General features: G+C 67.0%; 16 protein-coding genes. 10 read left to right on the top strand and 6 right to left on the bottom strand.

Annotated features, from left to right (window positions below; translation table 11 throughout):
* Positions 1-221 precede the first annotated feature (221 nt).
* The 3 genes from JZ792_RS10395 to JZ792_RS10405 are packed head-to-tail and all read left to right on the top strand — an operon-like array spanning position 222 to position 2,899.
* The gene (locus tag JZ792_RS10395) at positions 222-1,142 is read left to right on the top strand and encodes an ABC transporter substrate-binding protein (protein ID WP_216909331.1); all 921 of its coding nucleotides are present in this window, start codon (positions 222-224) and stop codon (positions 1,140-1,142) included.
* A gap of 3 nt (positions 1,143-1,145) precedes the next feature.
* Positions 1,146-2,099 (top strand): amino acid ABC transporter permease, encoded by a 954-nt coding sequence (locus JZ792_RS10400; RefSeq protein WP_216909333.1) that lies wholly within the window; start codon positions 1,146-1,148, stop codon positions 2,097-2,099.
* Positions 2,100-2,146: 47 nt separating this feature from the next.
* Positions 2,147-2,899 (top strand): amino acid ABC transporter ATP-binding protein, encoded by a 753-nt coding sequence (locus tag JZ792_RS10405; protein WP_109529949.1) that lies wholly within the window; start codon positions 2,147-2,149, stop codon positions 2,897-2,899.
* A gap of 83 nt (positions 2,900-2,982) precedes the next feature.
* Here the strand turns inward: JZ792_RS10405 and JZ792_RS10410 are convergent, their stop codons facing one another.
* A complete protein-coding gene (locus JZ792_RS10410) occupies positions 2,983-3,522 on the bottom strand; it encodes a DUF8020 domain-containing protein (protein WP_254189598.1) in 540 nt (179 codons plus the stop codon).
* Positions 3,523-3,701: 179 nt separating this feature from the next.
* Positions 3,702-4,385, bottom strand: a complete 684-nt coding sequence (locus tag JZ792_RS10415; protein WP_216909335.1) for a respiratory nitrate reductase subunit gamma — start codon at positions 4,383-4,385, stop codon at positions 3,702-3,704.
* Positions 4,386-4,577: 192 nt separating this feature from the next.
* Here JZ792_RS10415 and JZ792_RS10420 point away from each other — a divergent pair, with 192 nt between their 5' ends.
* The 3 genes from JZ792_RS10420 to JZ792_RS10430 all read left to right on the top strand — a co-directional run bounded on the left by JZ792_RS10420 (position 4,578) and on the right by JZ792_RS10430 (position 5,933).
* Positions 4,578-5,462 carry an SPFH domain-containing protein gene (locus tag JZ792_RS10420; RefSeq protein ID WP_216909337.1) on the top strand — a complete coding sequence of 295 codons (885 nt, stop codon included), beginning with the start codon at positions 4,578-4,580 and terminating at the stop codon, positions 5,460-5,462.
* A gap of 8 nt (positions 5,463-5,470) precedes the next feature.
* Positions 5,471-5,647 (top strand): type II toxin-antitoxin system antitoxin, encoded by a 177-nt coding sequence (locus JZ792_RS10425; RefSeq protein ID WP_216909339.1) that lies wholly within the window; start codon positions 5,471-5,473, stop codon positions 5,645-5,647.
* An 85-nt stretch (positions 5,648-5,732) separates the two neighbouring features.
* Positions 5,733-5,933: a cold shock domain-containing protein gene (locus JZ792_RS10430; protein WP_109529863.1), complete on the top strand. Its 201-nt coding sequence runs from the start codon at positions 5,733-5,735 to the stop codon at positions 5,931-5,933.
* Between the two features lie 172 nt (positions 5,934-6,105).
* Here the strand turns inward: JZ792_RS10430 and JZ792_RS10435 are convergent, their stop codons facing one another.
* Positions 6,106-6,957: a class I SAM-dependent methyltransferase gene (locus JZ792_RS10435; RefSeq protein WP_216909341.1), complete on the bottom strand. Its 852-nt coding sequence runs from the start codon at positions 6,955-6,957 to the stop codon at positions 6,106-6,108.
* 289 nt (positions 6,958-7,246) lie between these two features.
* Here JZ792_RS10435 and rpsA point away from each other — a divergent pair, with 289 nt between their 5' ends.
* Both rpsA and JZ792_RS10445 read left to right on the top strand, forming a co-directional pair.
* Entirely contained in the window at positions 7,247-8,725 is a 1,479-nt protein-coding gene (gene rpsA / locus JZ792_RS10440) for a 30S ribosomal protein S1 (protein ID WP_109529865.1), read from the top strand.
* A 128-nt stretch (positions 8,726-8,853) separates the two neighbouring features.
* Positions 8,854-9,486 (top strand): TetR/AcrR family transcriptional regulator, encoded by a 633-nt coding sequence (locus JZ792_RS10445; protein WP_216909343.1) that lies wholly within the window; start codon positions 8,854-8,856, stop codon positions 9,484-9,486.
* On the opposite strand, the gene JZ792_RS10450 is transcribed toward JZ792_RS10445, so the two are convergent.
* Both JZ792_RS10450 and JZ792_RS10455 read right to left on the bottom strand, forming a co-directional pair.
* The gene (locus tag JZ792_RS10450) at positions 9,458-11,614 is read right to left on the bottom strand and encodes an MMPL family transporter (protein WP_216909345.1); all 2,157 of its coding nucleotides are present in this window, start codon (positions 11,612-11,614) and stop codon (positions 9,458-9,460) included. The two genes, JZ792_RS10445 and JZ792_RS10450, sit on opposite strands and share 29 nt — an antisense overlap.
* A 125-nt stretch (positions 11,615-11,739) precedes the next feature.
* The gene (locus tag JZ792_RS10455; RefSeq protein WP_216909347.1) at positions 11,740-12,120 is read right to left on the bottom strand and encodes a hypothetical protein; all 381 of its coding nucleotides are present in this window, start codon (positions 12,118-12,120) and stop codon (positions 11,740-11,742) included.
* 114 nt (positions 12,121-12,234) lie between these two features.
* Between JZ792_RS10455 and JZ792_RS10460 the strand changes: the two genes are divergently transcribed.
* Positions 12,235-13,065: a GNAT family N-acetyltransferase gene (locus tag JZ792_RS10460; RefSeq protein WP_216909350.1), complete on the top strand. Its 831-nt coding sequence runs from the start codon at positions 12,235-12,237 to the stop codon at positions 13,063-13,065.
* On the opposite strand, the gene JZ792_RS10465 is transcribed toward JZ792_RS10460, so the two are convergent.
* The gene (locus tag JZ792_RS10465) at positions 13,050-13,910 is read right to left on the bottom strand and encodes a pentapeptide repeat-containing protein (protein WP_308165241.1); all 861 of its coding nucleotides are present in this window, start codon (positions 13,908-13,910) and stop codon (positions 13,050-13,052) included. The two genes, JZ792_RS10460 and JZ792_RS10465, sit on opposite strands and share 16 nt — an antisense overlap.
* Before the next feature lie 152 nt (positions 13,911-14,062).
* Here JZ792_RS10465 and JZ792_RS10470 point away from each other — a divergent pair, with 152 nt between their 5' ends.
* Complete coding sequence (locus tag JZ792_RS10470) at positions 14,063-15,481, top strand: SPFH domain-containing protein (RefSeq protein ID WP_254189599.1); 1,419 nt, start codon at positions 14,063-14,065, stop codon at positions 15,479-15,481.
* Positions 15,482-15,711 lie beyond the last annotated feature (230 nt).

Raw genomic sequence — 15,711 nt, forward strand, 5'->3', positions numbered from 1 at the left:
GGCGCGGCGCACGCCACGGACGCGGGTTCGGGCATCGAATATCACAAACGCGCTGGTCAGGCTGTGAGGTTCGGGGGTGGGGCGGCGCGGGTGCGGTGTTTCGGCCGCTCGACGACATGCAACGAGTTCGTGACGCTGTGGGCCCAGTGTCCAGCGCGAAGCGATCCGGTCGCCTACATTTCCGGAAACGGGTGGTGACACCCGGGTTTCCCTTATCCGAAATGTGGAGGGCTGCTGTGTCTGTTCGAACGGTTCTTGGCAGGGGCGCCCTACGGGCCGTATGCGTCGTGGCGGGCGGTGCGCTGATACTGACGGGCTGTAGCAACAACACCGAGGAATCCGGCCCGGCCGTTCCGAAGGTGTCGGTGGACAAGGTCGACGCGATCGCGGCGACACTTCCCGAGAAGATCACGCAGTCCGGCAAACTCGTCGTCGGCGTGAACGTCCCGTATCAGCCCAACGAGTACAAGGACGCCGACGGCAAGATCGTCGGATTCGACGTCGACCTCCTGGACGCCGTCGGCTCCGTCCTCGGCGTGAAGGTCGAATACGTCGAATCCGCGTTCGAGAAGATCATCCCGGCGATCCAGGCGGGCACCTACGACGTCGGCATGTCGTCGATCACCGATACCAAGGAACGTCAACAGCAGGTCGATTTCACCGACTACTTCAAGGCGGGCGTCCAGTGGGCGCAGCAGATCGGCAAGCCGGTCGACCCGGGCAACGCCTGCGGCAAGAAGGTCGCGGTGCAGGCCACCACCATCGAGCACACCGAAGAGGTGCCCGCCAAGAGCGATGCCTGCGTCGCCGCGGGTAAGCCCGCGATCGATATCAAACCGTTCGACGAGCAGAGCGCCGCGACCAACGCGCTGGTTCTCGGGCAGGTCGACGCGATGTCCGCCGATTCCCCGGTGACGGCGTACGCGATCAAGAAGAGTGACGGCAAGATCGAGGCCGCGGGTTCGGTGTTCGACTCCGCCCCCTACGGCTGGGCCGTTCCGAAGAATTCGCCGCTGGCGAAGGCGCTCCAGTCGGCACTCAACCATCTGATCAAGAACGGGCAGTACAAGACCATCACCGAGAACTGGGGTGTGCAGGAGGGCGCGATCACCGAATCGGTCATCAACGGCGCCGAGAGCTGATCGATGTCGGATTCCGTGCCCGGCACCGTGTCCGGCGAACCCGGACGCGGTGCGGCAGGGGGCGAACCGGAACCGATCAGAGCGGTTCCGCTGCGCCGCCCCGGCCGCTGGATCGCCGCCGCCGTCGTCCTCGTGCTGCTGGGACTGTTCCTCTACGGCGCCGCCACCAACGAGGCCTACCAGTGGAACACCTACGGCAAGTACCTGTTCGACACCAGGATCCTCGCGGGCGTGGTCGTCACCCTCGAACTGACGGTGATCGCCATGGCCATCGCCGTCGTGCTCGGAACGATCCTGTCGGTGATGCGGCTCTCGCCGAATCCGGTGCTGCGCTCGACCGCGTGGGTGTACCTGTGGATCTTCCGCGGTACGCCGGTCTACGTGCAGTTGGTGTTCTGGGGCCTGGTGCCCTCGCTGTACCGTCAGATCGCCCTCGGCATCCCGTTCGGCCCGCAGTTCTTCCATCTCGACGTGCAGGGGTTGCAGGCGGCCTTCGCCTTCGCCGTCCTCGGGCTCGGCCTGAACGAGGCCGCGTACATGGCCGAGATCGTGCGCGCCGGAATCAATTCCGTCGGTGAGGGGCAGCGCGAGGCGTCGACCGCGCTCGGCATGTCGTGGACGCAGACCATGCGCCGCACGGTGTTGCCGCAGGCGATGCGGGTGATCATCCCGCCGACCGGCAACGAATTCATCGGCATGCTCAAGACCACGTCGCTGGTGACCGCGATTCCGTTGAGTACGGACCTGTTCGGCCGTGCCCGCGATATCTACGGCGTGAACTTCCAGCCGATTCCGCTGCTCATGGTCACCGCCACCTGGTATCTGGTCATCACCAGCGTGCTGATGGTCGGGCAGTTCTACCTGGAGCGCTACTACTCGCGCGGGATATCCAGGCAGTTGACCGCCAAGCAATTGCAGCAACTGGCCGACGCGCGGGGTGTGGTGAATCCGAAATGAGTCATGATCTCTCGAAGGGGGCGGAGGTCGGGGTCGACATTCCGCCGATGATCCTCGCCGACCGGGTGTGCAAGAGTTTCGGCGCGCTCCAGGTGCTCAACGGCATCTCGCTCGAGGTGGCACGCGGTGAGGTGCTGTGCCTGATCGGGCCGTCCGGTTCGGGTAAGTCGACGTTCCTGCGGTGTATCAACCATCTGGAGCGGGTCAACGCCGGACGGCTCTACGTCGACGGCGATCTGGTCGGTTACCGGGAGAAGGGCGACAAACTCTACGAACTGCATCCGCGCGTCGCCGCAGCGCAGCGCCGTGACATCGGCATGGTCTTCCAGCATTTCAACCTGTTCCCGCACCGGACGGCCCTGGAGAACATCATCGAGGCGCCGACGCAGGTCAAGAAAATTCGCAAGGCCGAAGCCGTCGCGCGGGCGAACGAATTGCTGGACCGGGTCGGTATGGGCGACAAGGCGAATGCCTATCCGGCGCAGCTCTCCGGCGGCCAGCAGCAGCGTGTCGCCATCGCGCGCGCCCTGGCGATGGATCCGAAATTGATGCTCTTCGACGAACCGACCTCGGCGCTGGATCCGGAACTGGTCGGCGAGGTACTCGAAGTGATGCGTGAACTCGCCCGCGACGGTATGACCATGGTGGTGGTGACCCACGAGATGGGTTTCGCGCGCGAGGTCGCCGATCGTCTGGTGTTCATGGACGGCGGGGTGGTCGTCGAGGCGGGCGTGCCCCGCGAGGTGTTGGCCAACCCGGAACATGAACGCACGAAAGCGTTTCTCTCCCGACTGCTCTGAAAACTGTGTAGCGACAAGAAAATACGGCTGTGGGCCGGGTGCGCGACGGCGGCCCGGCCCACAGCGTATTCGGTGCTACCGCATCACGGTCCGGGGACGAAGAGGAATCCCACCCCGGCGCCGATGACCGCGCCGATGGCGCAGCCGGCGATGGCGCCGACGACGAAGAACCAGATGCCGAGCGCGATGCCGATCAGACAGCCGATACCGGCGCCCGCGAGAACGGTGATCGGGCCGCCCACCTCGTGGGTACCGGGAATGTCGCGCGAGAGCGGGCCGCCGACCGGGGTCAGACTCAACTGCGTGGCCGAGGCGTCGACGACGGGGGTGACCTCGAAACTCTGTCCCGCGTCCGTGCGCAGTGTCGTCGGAATGCTGCCGACCACCGCGCCGTCGTCCGCGCGGACCTCGACCGCGTCGGGTGTCACGACGAACGTGCCCGAAGCCAAGGAGACCAGCGCGCTCGAGTGGTCGGCGGCCAGACTCGCCGTGTAGGCGATCGGGCCGTCGGTCGCGTCGAAGGAGACGTCGGCCAGACCGGCCTCTCCCTGCGCTGTCGCGGTCGCGATTCCGGTGGCGGCGATGGCCATGAACGCCGTCGTCACCAATTTCTTGATAAACATGGGTCTCCATTCCTTACCGTTGGACGTTCCCCGACGAACGGCACCGGACGATGCAGATGTGATCTTCACGGCGATCACGCGATTTCGAGTGCGGGTTGGCGGTATTCGCTGCCCCCGAATTCCGGTTTGTTTCGTCCCCCACGGGGAACGGCCTCCGATGCGACCGTGCCGCGCCGGGTCTATTTCTCGGCGACCGGAGACGAGTCGTCGCGCCCGGCGCGCGCCACCCCCGGATTCCGGCGTATCCATCGCACCACCGGTCCGGCGAACATTCCGGAAAGCCGGGTGTAGGGCCAGATTCCGACGATCAGCAGCAGGATCAGACCGCGCGCCTGGTAGATGAACGGCGCGTTCCGGATGGTTTCGGTCTGCGGGTGCAGGGTGAACAGCGAGCGGACCCAGGCGAAAAGGGTTTCCGCGGTGCGATAGCGATCCCCGGTGGAATTCGGGTCGAACCGGACGATGATCCCCGAGAACAGGCCCGCCGCCAGCGCGGGCAAGGTGATCCGGTCGAGCGGGGTGACGCTCTCGCGCGGTGGCGCGGCGATCAGATCGGGCAGGAACAGCAGCACCGCGCCTGCCGACGCCGCCACGACACCCGCGCATTCCACGACGACCAGGCCGATGAACAGTCCGCCGACGGGATGGTTGTCGGGCCCGGAGGTGAGCAGGTCGATCACCCGCGCCGCGATCACGAGCGCGAATCCGGTCCGGAACCCCGCCCGACCCGTGCGCTGCGCACGATCGGTGTCGGGCGCGGCGGTGAAGGCACGGAACCGATCGCGGCGGTACTGCCAGACGTGGCCGATGACGAACGAGGCAAATGCCGTGTACGGCAGGATGATCCAGAGCTGCGGCAGCATCGTTCGCGATCACTTTCGGCATCGGGGGCAACGGCGCGCACCACTGTGTCAGGGTGTACGCCGCCCATCTAGGGGCCAATGGCACCTACCCGGGAGTCAGCCCCCGTGTCTCGGCCGAGCGCGCGATCGGGTCTTGCCGCCACGGCCGTATGCGCTATCGTAGTGATATCACTTTGATACCCGGAGGATGTCATGAAGCTCAGGTCCGCTTTCCACGTCAACGGTTTTCTCGTGTTGTTGGCCTGGTTGGTGCTCACCCTCTTCTTCGGCGCCGCGGCCGCCGTCGGCTATGTCGCCGCCGCGGACGGCGGGAATGTCCCCGCGCTGGTCGCCGCGATCGTGGCGACCGTCGTCGTGGTGGTGCTCCTGCTGCTGGCGACCGGGTTGACGGTGATCAACCCGAACGAGGCGAAGGTGGTGCAGTTCTTCGGCCGCTACATCGGGTCGGTGAGCGAACCGGGCTTCTACTCGGTCGTGCCCCTGACCGATCGCAAGAGCATCTCGCTGCGCGTGCGCAATTTCGAGACCCAGAAACTCAAGGTCAACGACGCGGACGGCAATCCGGTCGAAATCGCCGCGGTGGTCGTCTACCGCGTGGTCGACAGTTTCAAGGCGGCATTCGCCGTCGACGACTACGAGGAGTACGTCGAGACCCAGTCCGAGGCCGCGGTCCGCCATCTGGCCACGACCCACCCCTACGACGCGCACGACGCCGAACGCACCAGCCTGCGTGACGGGGCCGAAGTGGCGGAGGAACTGACCGTCGAGTTGCGCGAGCGCACCGAGCTGGCGGGTATCGAGGTGCTGGAGGCCCGCATCACCCACCTCGCCTACGCCCCCGAGATCGCCCAGGCGATGCTGGTGCGTCAGCAGGCCGCCCAGGTCGTCGCGGCCCGCACCCACATCGTGGAGGGCGCGGTCGGTATGGTCGGTCTCGCCCTGGATCGACTCACCGCCCAGGGTGTCGTGCAACTCGACGAGGAGCGAAGGGCCGCAATGGTTTCCAATCTTCTGGTGGTGCTGTGTGGCGACCGCGCGACCCAGCCCGTCGTCAACGCCGGCACTCTCTACAACTGAGTCCCGGCATGGTCGAACGCAAGAAGCTACTGCTCCGTCTCGACCCGGCCGTCCACGAGGCCATGGCCAAGTGGGCGGCCGACGACCTGCGCAGCATCAACGCCCAGATCGAATTCGCGTTACGCCTCGCGCTCGAACAGGCGGGACGTCCACCGAGACGACGGGGCGATGACACCGCGACATGAGCGCGGCCAAATACCGCGTTTCCGGGGTGGGAGCGGGCAGGATGTACAGCGATCCACCAGCAATCCCCTACTTCAGGAGCGAGCGATGCAAGGCACTGTCAAATGGTTCAACGCGGACAAGGGCTTCGGCTTCATCGCCCCTGACGACGGAAGCGCGGATGTGTTCGTCCATTTCAGCGCCATCGGTGGCAGCGGTTTCCGCAGCCTCGATGATGAACAGCGCGTGGAATTCGAGGTGACGCAGGGCCCGAAGGGTCCGCAGGCCGATAACGTCCGCCTGCTCTGATCTCGTCGGTCGATGCCACGGACTCGTGACAGCAGCGCCTGCCGGGTCCTGGCATCGCATTCGGCGAACGAGGCCGCAACCTGATCGTCGATCGCCTGTCCCCGACCGGGTCGGCCTCGGTAGTAATCCACCGGCAAACACCCACCCGGCTGTGTGAGCGGGGCGGATGCCGTCAGCTCGCCGGTTTGGCGCTGACGAAGATGGCGGTCCCCGGGAAGATCTCGCCGCGCAGCGGACTCCACTGCCCCCATTCCCGGTCGAGCCATTCCGGCCAGTCGGGTTCGACGATGTCCTCGACGACGAGACCGGCGGCGACGAGTTCCCTGACCCGATCACCGATCGTGCGATGGTGTTCGACGTAGGTCGGTGTGCCGTCCGCGTCCACCTCCACATACGGGGTGCGGTCGAAGTACGGGATGGCCGCGGTCAGCCCGGCCCGGCCCGGATCGTCGGGGAAGATCCAGCGCAGCGGGTGGTTCACCGAGAACACCCAGCGTCCGCCGGGGCGGAGCACCCTGGCCACCTCGCGCATCACCCGCGCGGAATCGGCGACGAACGGAATGGCGCCGAAGGCCGAACAGGCGAGGTCGAAACTGGCGTCGGCGAAGGGCAGATCCTCGGCGCCCGCCTGGACCAGCGGCACCGTCGGCCCACCGTGCGCCATCGCCGCGAGTCCGCGCTCCAGCATTCCCCGTGACAGATCCAGGCCGACCGGCAGTCCGCCGTGTCCGGCCAGCCAGCGCGAACAGGGCGCCGAACCGCACCCGATCTCCAGGATCCGCTTACCCTCGATATCGCCGAGCAGGCGCATATCGCCCTCGTGCAGACCCTCCGGACACCAGACGAACTCGCCACCGGGGGAGTCGACGCCGAGGAAGTCGGCGTGGGTCTCGTGGTATTGGATCGCGTCGGCGTCCCACCACCGGCGACTGGCGTGCTGACTGGCGGCGGAACCGATTCGTGTGCGCGCGGTTCCGGTGGTTCCCAGCAGTGCGTTTGCTTGCGCATGGCGATCTTCCGACACGCTGAAACCTTATCCCGGCGTGGCGTGCGGACCGGTTTGCCCGTGCCGACCAAGGTCGCGTACGCTGAACCAGCGAGTGCCTTCTGTACTGGCGTACCGATGTAGTCGAGGGTGACGATCCACCGACGGCTACAGTGTAGTGAGTAACAGGGGCCCGTGCTGAGTTTCACAGTTGGTGAGTGCGGTACGTTCCTCAGTGTCCGTCGTCGCATCGTCGCGGTGATCTCGCAGCGTACCGAAAGTTCCAATGTCCGCAACCGACCACAATCCGTCCGGAGCAAACCGACACATGCCCACCACCGTCACCTCGCCGCAGGTAGCCGTCAACGACATCGGCTCCGCCGAGGACTTCCTCGCCGCCATCGATGCCACGATCAAGTACTTCAACGACGGCGACATCGTTGAGGGAACCATCGTCAAGGTCGATCGCGACGAGGTCCTGCTCGACATCGGTTACAAGACCGAAGGCGTCATCCCCTCCCGCGAACTCTCCATCAAACACGATGTCGACCCGAACGAGGTCGTTTCCGTGGGTGATGAGGTGGAGGCCCTCGTCCTCACCAAGGAGGACAAGGAAGGCCGCCTGATCCTGTCGAAGAAACGGGCGCAGTACGAGCGCGCGTGGGGCACGATCGAGGAGCTCAAGGAGAAGGACGAGGCCGTCAAGGGCACCGTCATCGAGGTCGTCAAGGGCGGCCTGATCCTGGACATCGGTCTGCGCGGCTTCCTCCCGGCGTCGCTCGTCGAGATGCGTCGTGTCCGCGACCTCCAGCCGTACGTCGGCAAGGAGATCGAGGCCAAGATCATCGAGCTGGACAAGAACCGCAACAACGTGGTCCTGTCCCGCCGCGCGTGGCTCGAGCAGACCCAGTCCGAGGTGCGCTCCGAGTTCCTGCACCAGCTGCAGAAGGGCCAGGTCCGCAAGGGTGTGGTCTCCTCGATCGTCAACTTCGGCGCCTTCGTCGATCTGGGCGGCGTGGACGGCCTGGTGCACGTCTCCGAGCTGTCCTGGAAGCACATCGACCACCCCTCCGAGGTCGTCGAGGTCGGCAACGAGGTCACCGTCGAGGTTCTCGACGTCGATCTGGATCGCGAGCGGGTTTCGCTGTCGCTCAAGGCGACCCAGGAAGATCCGTGGCGTCAGTTCGCCCGCACCCACGCGATCGGTCAGATCGTTCCGGGCAAGGTCACCAAGCTGGTTCCGTTCGGTGCGTTCGTGCGCGTCGAAGAGGGCATCGAGGGCCTGGTGCACATCTCCGAGCTGGCCGAGCGCCACGTCGAGGTTCCGGACCAGGTCGTCGCCGTCGGTGACGACGCGATGGTCAAGGTCATCGACATCGACCTCGAGCGTCGCCGGATCTCGCTGTCGCTGAAGCAGGCGAACGAGGACTACCACGCCGAGTTCGACCCGTCGAAGTACGGCATGGCCGACAGCTACGACGACCAGGGCAACTACATCTTCCCCGAGGGCTTCGATCCCGACACCAACGAATGGTTGGACGGCTTCGACAAGCAGCGCGAAGAGTGGGAAGGCCGTTACGCCGAGGCGGAGCGTCGTCACAAGATGCACACCGCGCAGATGGAGAAGATGGCGGCCGACGCCGCGGCCGAGGCCGCGAACGGTGGCGGTTCGTCCAACTACTCCTCCGAGAGCGGTGGCGGCGCGCAGTCGTCGTCCTCCTCCAGCCCGGCCGAGTCCGCCGGCGGTTCGCTGGCCAGCGACGCCCAGCTCGCGGCCCTGCGGGAGAAGCTCTCCGGCAACGCCTGATTCGAGTAGTAGACACCACGGCGGAAGGCCCCGGTCCATACGGACCGGGGCCTTCCCCGCGTCCCGGCCCCTTTCCTCGCTCGCGATCGAGACCGTTTCCCCATGTCGGGCGGGTACCCTGAGCTGCGATGTCCGATGTCAGCGTGGAGTCCTCGGCGGGCGTGTGGGAGCGCAGGAAGCGCGAGGCGATGAGCCGTATCCAGGCGGTGGCGCTGGATCTGTTCGAGGAGTACGGCTACCGGGCGGTGACGGTCGAGCGGATCGCGAGCGCGGCCGGGGTGTCGGCCAGTTCGGTGTACCGGTATTTCGGTGTCAAGGAGATGCTGGTCCTCTACGACGAACACGATCTGCGGATTCTCGAGGCGATCAGGGACAGCGGCGGCGGCGAACCGATGCCGCCCGCGGACCTGATCGCGGCGGCCAGGCTACTGGCGCCGATGCTGATCGAATCGATGCTGACGCGCGAGACCGAACAGCGGCTGCGCAGGCGGATGCGGTACGTGACGACCATTCCGGAGATCGCCGACGCGCAGAACCGGCAGATGCGGGATCTGGAATCACGGATCGTCGCCTTGTTCGCCGAGCGCACCGGCGGAGATCCGAACGATCTACGGCTGCGCGTCGCGGCGGCGACCGGTGTCTGGGGGATCATCGCCGCGCTGAATCATTGGACGACAGCGGAGTTCGTTCGCCCGCTGCGTGAGGTCTACACCGACGCGGTCGACGCCGTCCTCAGTGCGATCGAACGGATTCTTCTCTAGCGGAACCGAATCGCGGCAACCACCAATTCCAACGCCCGAACATCTGCATGAACGCGGGCACCAGCACCAGGCGCACGATCAGCGCGTCGATCGCGATCGCCACCGCGAGCGCGAATCCGATCTGCTGGAGTTCCAGCACATCCGCGGTGACGAAACTGGCGAACACCGCGACCATGATCGCCGCGGCGGCCGTGATGGGCCGGGCGGTGCGCTGCAATCCCTCGGCGACGGCGGCGGCATTGTCCGGATTCCGATCCCACGCCTCCTTCATCCGCCGGATCAGGAACACCTCGTAATCCATGGACAGGCCGAACAATACGGCGAAGACCAGCATCGGCAGATAGACCTGGAGGAATCCGGTGCTCTCGAAACCGAGCAACGATTCGCCGATACCGTGCTGGAAGACCGCGACCGTGATTCCCAGTGCCGCACCGGTAGCCAGCAGATTCAGCAGAATCGCCTTGAACGCCAGCACGATACTGCGGAACGCGAACACGAGGAACGCCAGCGAGACCGTCAGCACCAGCCCGATCACCAGGAACAGTCGATCGGTGATGCGTTCGGAGACGTCGGCGAAGGCGGCGGAGGTGCCGCCGATGTGGATCCGCGCGCCGGTGACCCCATCGGCCTCGGCACGGATATCGGCGGTCAGTTCGGCGACGGCGGTCGAGTCGAAGGTGTCGCGTGGCACGACGGTGGCCAGCACGCGCCCGTTCGCCTGTTGCGGGATGACCCGGACGACGCGTTCGTCCGAGGACAGTCCGTCGACGAAGGCCGCGACACCGGTCGAGGCCGACGCGGTGAGTGGGCCGTCGTCGGGACCGGTCGCGACGAGACTGATCGGCCCGAGCAGTCCCGGCCCGAAATTGTCCTCCACGAGGGTGGTGGCACGGCCGCTCGGCCGTTCCCCGAGCGAACCGATGCCCATGTCGACGCCGTACTGGATACCCGTGATCGGGAACGCGGCCAACAGCAGCGTGCCGACGCCGAGCGCGCCGAACAGCACCGGTCTGCCCATCACCAGGCGCGCCCACCGCGCCCAGTTGTTCGACGCTGTCGCCGAACGGGTTTCGGCCGGTCGCAGCCGTGCGGGTAGCGCGCCGCGATTGATCGCGGGCCCGAGTACGGCGAGTAGGGCGGGCAGTAGCGTGAAGGCGGCGGCGAGCGTGGCGACGACCGCGGTGACCACGCCGATCGCGATTCCGGTGAGCATCGGCAACCCGACCACCGCGAGCGAGCACAGCGAGATCATGACGATGATCCCCGACGCCAGCACCGTGCGGCCGGTGGTGTCGAGGGCGACGCCGATCGCGGCCTCGATATCGGCTCGCGCCCTGCGATCCCTGATGCCGCGGCGGGTCGATTCCTCGTTGAACCTGCTGACGATGAACATCGCGTAGTCGATGGCGGTGCCGGTGGCGATCATGGTCGCCACCGAGAGCACCAGCGAATCGAAGGTGAGGAAGGTGGTGAGTCCGAACAGGACCCCGACACCGACCGCGATTCCGGCGACGGTGACCGTGATCGGGATCGTGGCGGCGACCGCCGCGCCCAAAGCGAGAACCAGCACCGCCGCCGCGACCGGCAGGCCGATCCCCTCGGCGCGCTGCATATCGGCGGTCTCGATCGCCATCAGGTCGGCCTGGATCGGCGCGTAGCCGGTGATCGACGCTTCGATCTCGCCATCGCCGATGCCCGGTTCGGAGCCCAACGCGGATTGCACACGGATCGCCACGTCGACCCGCTCGGCCATCGACCCGTTCAGGCCGACGATGCCGAAGGCCGTGTGCCCGTCCTCGGAGATCTGGATCGAGGGGACCCCGTCGAAGGGCCCGACCACCCCGGCGACGCCCTCGGTCGCGCGTGTGGTGGCGACGGCGGAATCGACGGCGGCCCGGAATTCGGGTGCGTCGGCGCGGTATCGGTCGGAATGGAAGACGATGACGTCCTGTTCCGCGCCCAGCTGCGAGAAATGTTCGGCGGCAAGCTGTTCGACGCGGTTCGAGCCGGAACCGGGCACCGTGTAGTCGGGCGCGCCGAGGCGATCGTGCAGTGCCGGGTAGCCGGCGCCGCAGAGCAGGACCAGCAGCACCCAGCCGCCGAGCACGATCCGGCGATGGCGGGCCATGAACTCACCCCACCGGCCGACCGCCCCCGGTCGAGTCGCCGTTTGTGATCGTTCCACGGTGGCGTGCGTTGTCATCGGCCCTCCCGGAATCCCTACCTGAAAGTCACTATCAGGTTTTCCTCAGTCTAGGAACTCCGGCGAGTGAGATGCAAGGGCAATGCCCGGTGGATCGGTACCGCGTGGGTCCGCGTCGTGCGCGCCCGGGCATGCCGTCGCGCCGGATTCGATTCCGTGCGGCATCCGAGACCTGAGCACCGGCTGTCCGGATGGATCGTCGCAGCGGCAGCGACCACGACCGCCGTCGCGGCCGTGACGGCGACGGTGGCCGTGACGGTGGCCGTGACGGTGGCCGTGACGGCGACCGCGACGGCGACCGCGACGGCGACGGCGACGGCGACGGTGGCCGTGACGGCGACGGCGACCGTGACTGCGGCCGTGACGGTGACGGTGGCCGTGACGGCGACCGCGACGGCGACCGTGGCCGCGAGGGCGACGGCGACCGCCACCGCGACGGCGACCGCGACCGCGACTGATATGGTGCGATCGGGAGTGCGCGCGCGAGAATCCGCGGTGCGCAACGGATTCGGAGGCCGGGGGCGGTCGTGATCCAGGGGGAGTCCATGAAGGTCGAGATCACCGACGACGTCGGCGTGTTCGCGGATCGCATCGACGGCATGCTCCGTCGTGATCCGTTGCGGCACACCGTCATCGCCACGGCCGTCGCCAACCGCCGTTCCGGGCTCGACACCGCCTCCGAGCCGTCGGTCTTCCTCTCGGCGCACGACGACGCGACAACGGTCGGTTTCGCGATCAAGGTCGCCGGTCGCGAGATCTTCCTGGGGGAATTGCCCGCCGAGAGTCTGGACGCGGTCGTCGAGGCTCTGGTGCGCGTCGCGCCACAATCCGGTGGTGTGGAAGGCACGGCCGACGTCGCGGCGGCATTCGCGCGGCGGTGGACGCGGATCTCGGGGGTGCCGTCCCGGCTCGCGTTCGTCAACCACCTGTACCGATCGGGCCCGCTGCGGTTTCCCGATGTGCCGGGATCCGCGCGGTGCGCCACGGACGCGGATCTGGCGCTGTGCGCGGAATGGCTGTGGGCGATGCACGACGAATCGGGTATCGGTCCCGGCGGCGGGAATACGGCCGCCCTACGCCGTCGGATCGCGACCGGGCGCTGGTGGTTGTGGGAACGCGACGGCCGCCCGGTCGGTCTGGCCGCGCATCAGGCACCGGCGCACGGCTGGTCCCGTATCGGCCCGGCCTACACGCCTCCCGGTGAACGCGGCAACGGCTACGCCTCGATCCTCACGGCGCACGTGGCCCGCATTATCGGCACGGAAGGGCTCGGCGCGTGTCTGTTCGCGGCGGCAGACAATCCGACATCGAACAAGATCTATCGCGCCATCGGGTTCGAACTCGTCTGCGATTTCGCCCACTACGCGTTCGGCTGACCGTCACGACCGTCGGGATTCAGGAGGAATTCGTGCTCTCCCAACCTGATCGACCTTCGGAAGATCTCGTCCCGGCACCCGTTCCAATCGGTGCCATCCGTCCAGGAGACCCGAGCCATGGACGAGATCGGGGGCAGTGCGGTCCGGATCAGCCGCGCACCGCTGAGCACGACTCGATCCAACTCGGTTGTCGCCAGGTCCGCGTCGGTGAGGTCGGCGTCGGTGAGATCGACGAGATAGAGCCGCGCGTCTCGAAGACTCGCGCCCGTGAGGTCCGCGCCTCGTAGGCTCGCCTCGTCCAGTCGGGCGGCATTGAGCGTCGCGCCGGTCGATCTCGCCGACACCATCACGGTGCCGTAGATGTTCGCGCCGCTCAGGTCGGCGCCGTCCAGCACGGCGTCGGTCATGATCGTGTGTTCGAGGTCGGCTTCGACCAGGCTCGCGCCGCTCAGAATCGCCTCCGTCAGGTCGGCGCCGCGCAGGTCCGCGTAGTTCAGGTTCGAGCCTCGGAATCGCGTGCCCGTCGCGCTCGTACGGAGTAATTTCGCGTGACTCAGGTCGGCGTCGTTGAGGTTCGAACCGTTCAGGGTCGCGAGCTCCAGATCGGCACGGTGGAGTTTCGCGTGTCGCAGATCGGCGTTTCGCATGTCGGCGTCGGCGAGAACTGCTCCGGTCAGGTCCGCGCCGATGAGGCTCGCGTCGTCCAGGGTCGCGTATTCGAGGTTCGCGCCCGCCAGTCTCGCGCCGTCGAGGTTCGCGCCGCCGAAATCCTCGCCGCGGAGATCGTGGCCGGACAGATCCGTCCCGCTCGGATCTCGCTTCGTCGGATCCCCGGTATCGACCACCCGCACACCATAGATCGGTCGTTTCGAGTCGACGTGATCCCCCGCTGGAGGATCGTGGTGGTTCCCGGGACGTGCGGCGCGGGTCGGGCTCGAATATGGACCGACAGCACAAAGATTCGCGCGTGCGGGATTCGCCGGTAGTCTCCACCGGCATGGGCTCCAATTCGGGTAAGAACTCCTACCTCGACCAGGTCGTGGCGCAACAGGCCGCGCTGGAGGACGATCTGCGCACGCGCAAACCCGCACCGGCCGCGGCCTCGATGCCGCCGCCACCGGGCGCACCGGCACCGCGCGGCGCGATGGCGAAGCGGGCCGAGGCGATCGGCCCGAGCACACCGGGCTCGGGCCCCGGTCCGGTCGAGGTCAGGGTCACCGGATTCTGGCGTCGGCGCACCGTCCTGGTTCCGCCGAATGCCTTTGTCGTGCATACCCGTCGGGGCCGCGGCGAACCGCTGCACATCGGATTGGGCGTGTCCTTCCGGTTCAACCCGGCCACCGATTCCTATCTCGTCGTGCCCGGCGCGATGCAGACGATTCTGATCAACGCCTACTGCATATGCAGCGAACTACAGGGCGTCCTCGTCCAGGGATACGTGCAGTGGATCATCGAGGATTTCGGCACCGCCTACCGAAAACTGGATTTCTCCGACGCCGAGGATCCCATGCGGCTGGTCAACATCCAGCTGCGCGAACAGGCCGAGGCCGCGATCAAGGACAAGGTCTCCACGATGGGCGTGCGTGACGTGCTCAGCGATAAGCAGCCCATCATCGAGGAGCTGACCGCACGGCTGCGCGCGGTCGCCGAGGGCGCGGCGGACGCGGCCGACGGACGCGGCGATCACGGGCTTGGGCTGCGGATCGTCACCGTGCAGATCAAAGAGGCGGTGGTGAGCTCGTCGACGCTGTGGGAGAACTTGCAGAAGCCCTATCGCAGCGAACAGAACCAGATCGCCCGCCTCGCGGAACTGTCCGCGCAGGAGGTGATCTCGGCGCGGGAAACCGCCGCGCACCGCACGGCGGAGGAACGGCGCATCGAGAACGAACGCGAACTCGCCGATCTGCGGGCCGGACACGAGGCGTCCCGTTTCGACAGGGAGACCGCGGAACAGCTGCGCCGCACCACCCGCGAACACGACGATCAGCGCACCGTCGCCGATCTGGCCGCCGAGACGGCGCTGCACGCGCTGCGCCTCGAGCGCGAGCAGCACGCCGAACAGGCCGAGAACCTGCGCAGGCGTCAGGAATTGCGCCGCGAGGAACTGGACGGCGAACTGTCGCTCGCCGCCGCTCGCCGCCGCGCCGCGCACGAAGGAGAACTGCTCGACCTGGAACGCGATCGGGTCCGCGTCAGCACCGCCAACGAGCAGAACAGCACCAATATCCAGGCCAGACTGATCGACAACCTGCCGCAGATCGTGTCGCAGCTCCCCGCCCCCGCCGAGCTCAAGACCTACCAACTCGGTGGCGACCTGTCCGGCCTGGCACCCCTGCTCGCCCAGATCTCCGGCCTGCTGAAGGCATGGACCGCGACGGACGGCCGGGGGGAGACGCGCGACCGGTTTTCCTCCTGACGCGGTCGCCTTCCGCCGAGGGCGGGCCGACGCCGTCCGTTCGGCGCTGCGCCGCAGGTGGCGGTGGTAACGCCGCGCCGCGCGTCGGGTAGGGTCTGCGCCGATCGTGAACCTGGCTAGCACATTCCGGCAGAAGGGTTGATCGAACATGGGCGCACCGGGTCCGTTCGGCGGTCTCGACCGTAGGCGCTTCCTGACGAAGGCGATGGCGGCCGGTGCGGTGGGTGCAT

Source organism: Nocardia noduli (assembly GCF_019038455.1).
In the GTDB taxonomy this organism is placed as follows: domain Bacteria; phylum Actinomycetota; class Actinomycetes; order Mycobacteriales; family Mycobacteriaceae; genus Nocardia; species Nocardia noduli.

Coding starts and splice junctions, on each gene's coding strand:
- JZ792_RS10410 (WP_254189598.1), bottom strand. CDS start 3,522: ATGTTTATCAAGAAATTGGTGACGACGGCGTTCATGGCCATCGCCGCC.
- JZ792_RS10430 (WP_109529863.1), top strand. CDS start 5,733: ATGCAAGGCACTGTCAAATGGTTCAACGCGGACAAGGGCTTCGGCTTC.
- JZ792_RS10460 (WP_216909350.1), top strand. CDS start 12,235: ATGAAGGTCGAGATCACCGACGACGTCGGCGTGTTCGCGGATCGCATC.
- JZ792_RS10450 (WP_216909345.1), bottom strand. CDS start 11,614: ATGGCCCGCCATCGCCGGATCGTGCTCGGCGGCTGGGTGCTGCTGGTC.
- JZ792_RS10420 (WP_216909337.1), top strand. CDS start 4,578: ATGAAGCTCAGGTCCGCTTTCCACGTCAACGGTTTTCTCGTGTTGTTG.
- JZ792_RS10470 (WP_254189599.1), top strand. CDS start 14,063: ATGGGCTCCAATTCGGGTAAGAACTCCTACCTCGACCAGGTCGTGGCG.
- JZ792_RS10405 (WP_109529949.1), top strand. CDS start 2,147: ATGATCCTCGCCGACCGGGTGTGCAAGAGTTTCGGCGCGCTCCAGGTG.
- rpsA (WP_109529865.1), top strand. CDS start 7,247: ATGCCCACCACCGTCACCTCGCCGCAGGTAGCCGTCAACGACATCGGC.
- JZ792_RS10445 (WP_216909343.1), top strand. CDS start 8,854: ATGTCCGATGTCAGCGTGGAGTCCTCGGCGGGCGTGTGGGAGCGCAGG.
- JZ792_RS10425 (WP_216909339.1), top strand. CDS start 5,471: ATGGTCGAACGCAAGAAGCTACTGCTCCGTCTCGACCCGGCCGTCCAC.
- JZ792_RS10400 (WP_216909333.1), top strand. CDS start 1,146: ATGTCGGATTCCGTGCCCGGCACCGTGTCCGGCGAACCCGGACGCGGT.
- JZ792_RS10395 (WP_216909331.1), top strand. CDS start 222: ATGTGGAGGGCTGCTGTGTCTGTTCGAACGGTTCTTGGCAGGGGCGCC.
- JZ792_RS10415 (WP_216909335.1), bottom strand. CDS start 4,385: ATGCTGCCGCAGCTCTGGATCATCCTGCCGTACACGGCATTTGCCTCG.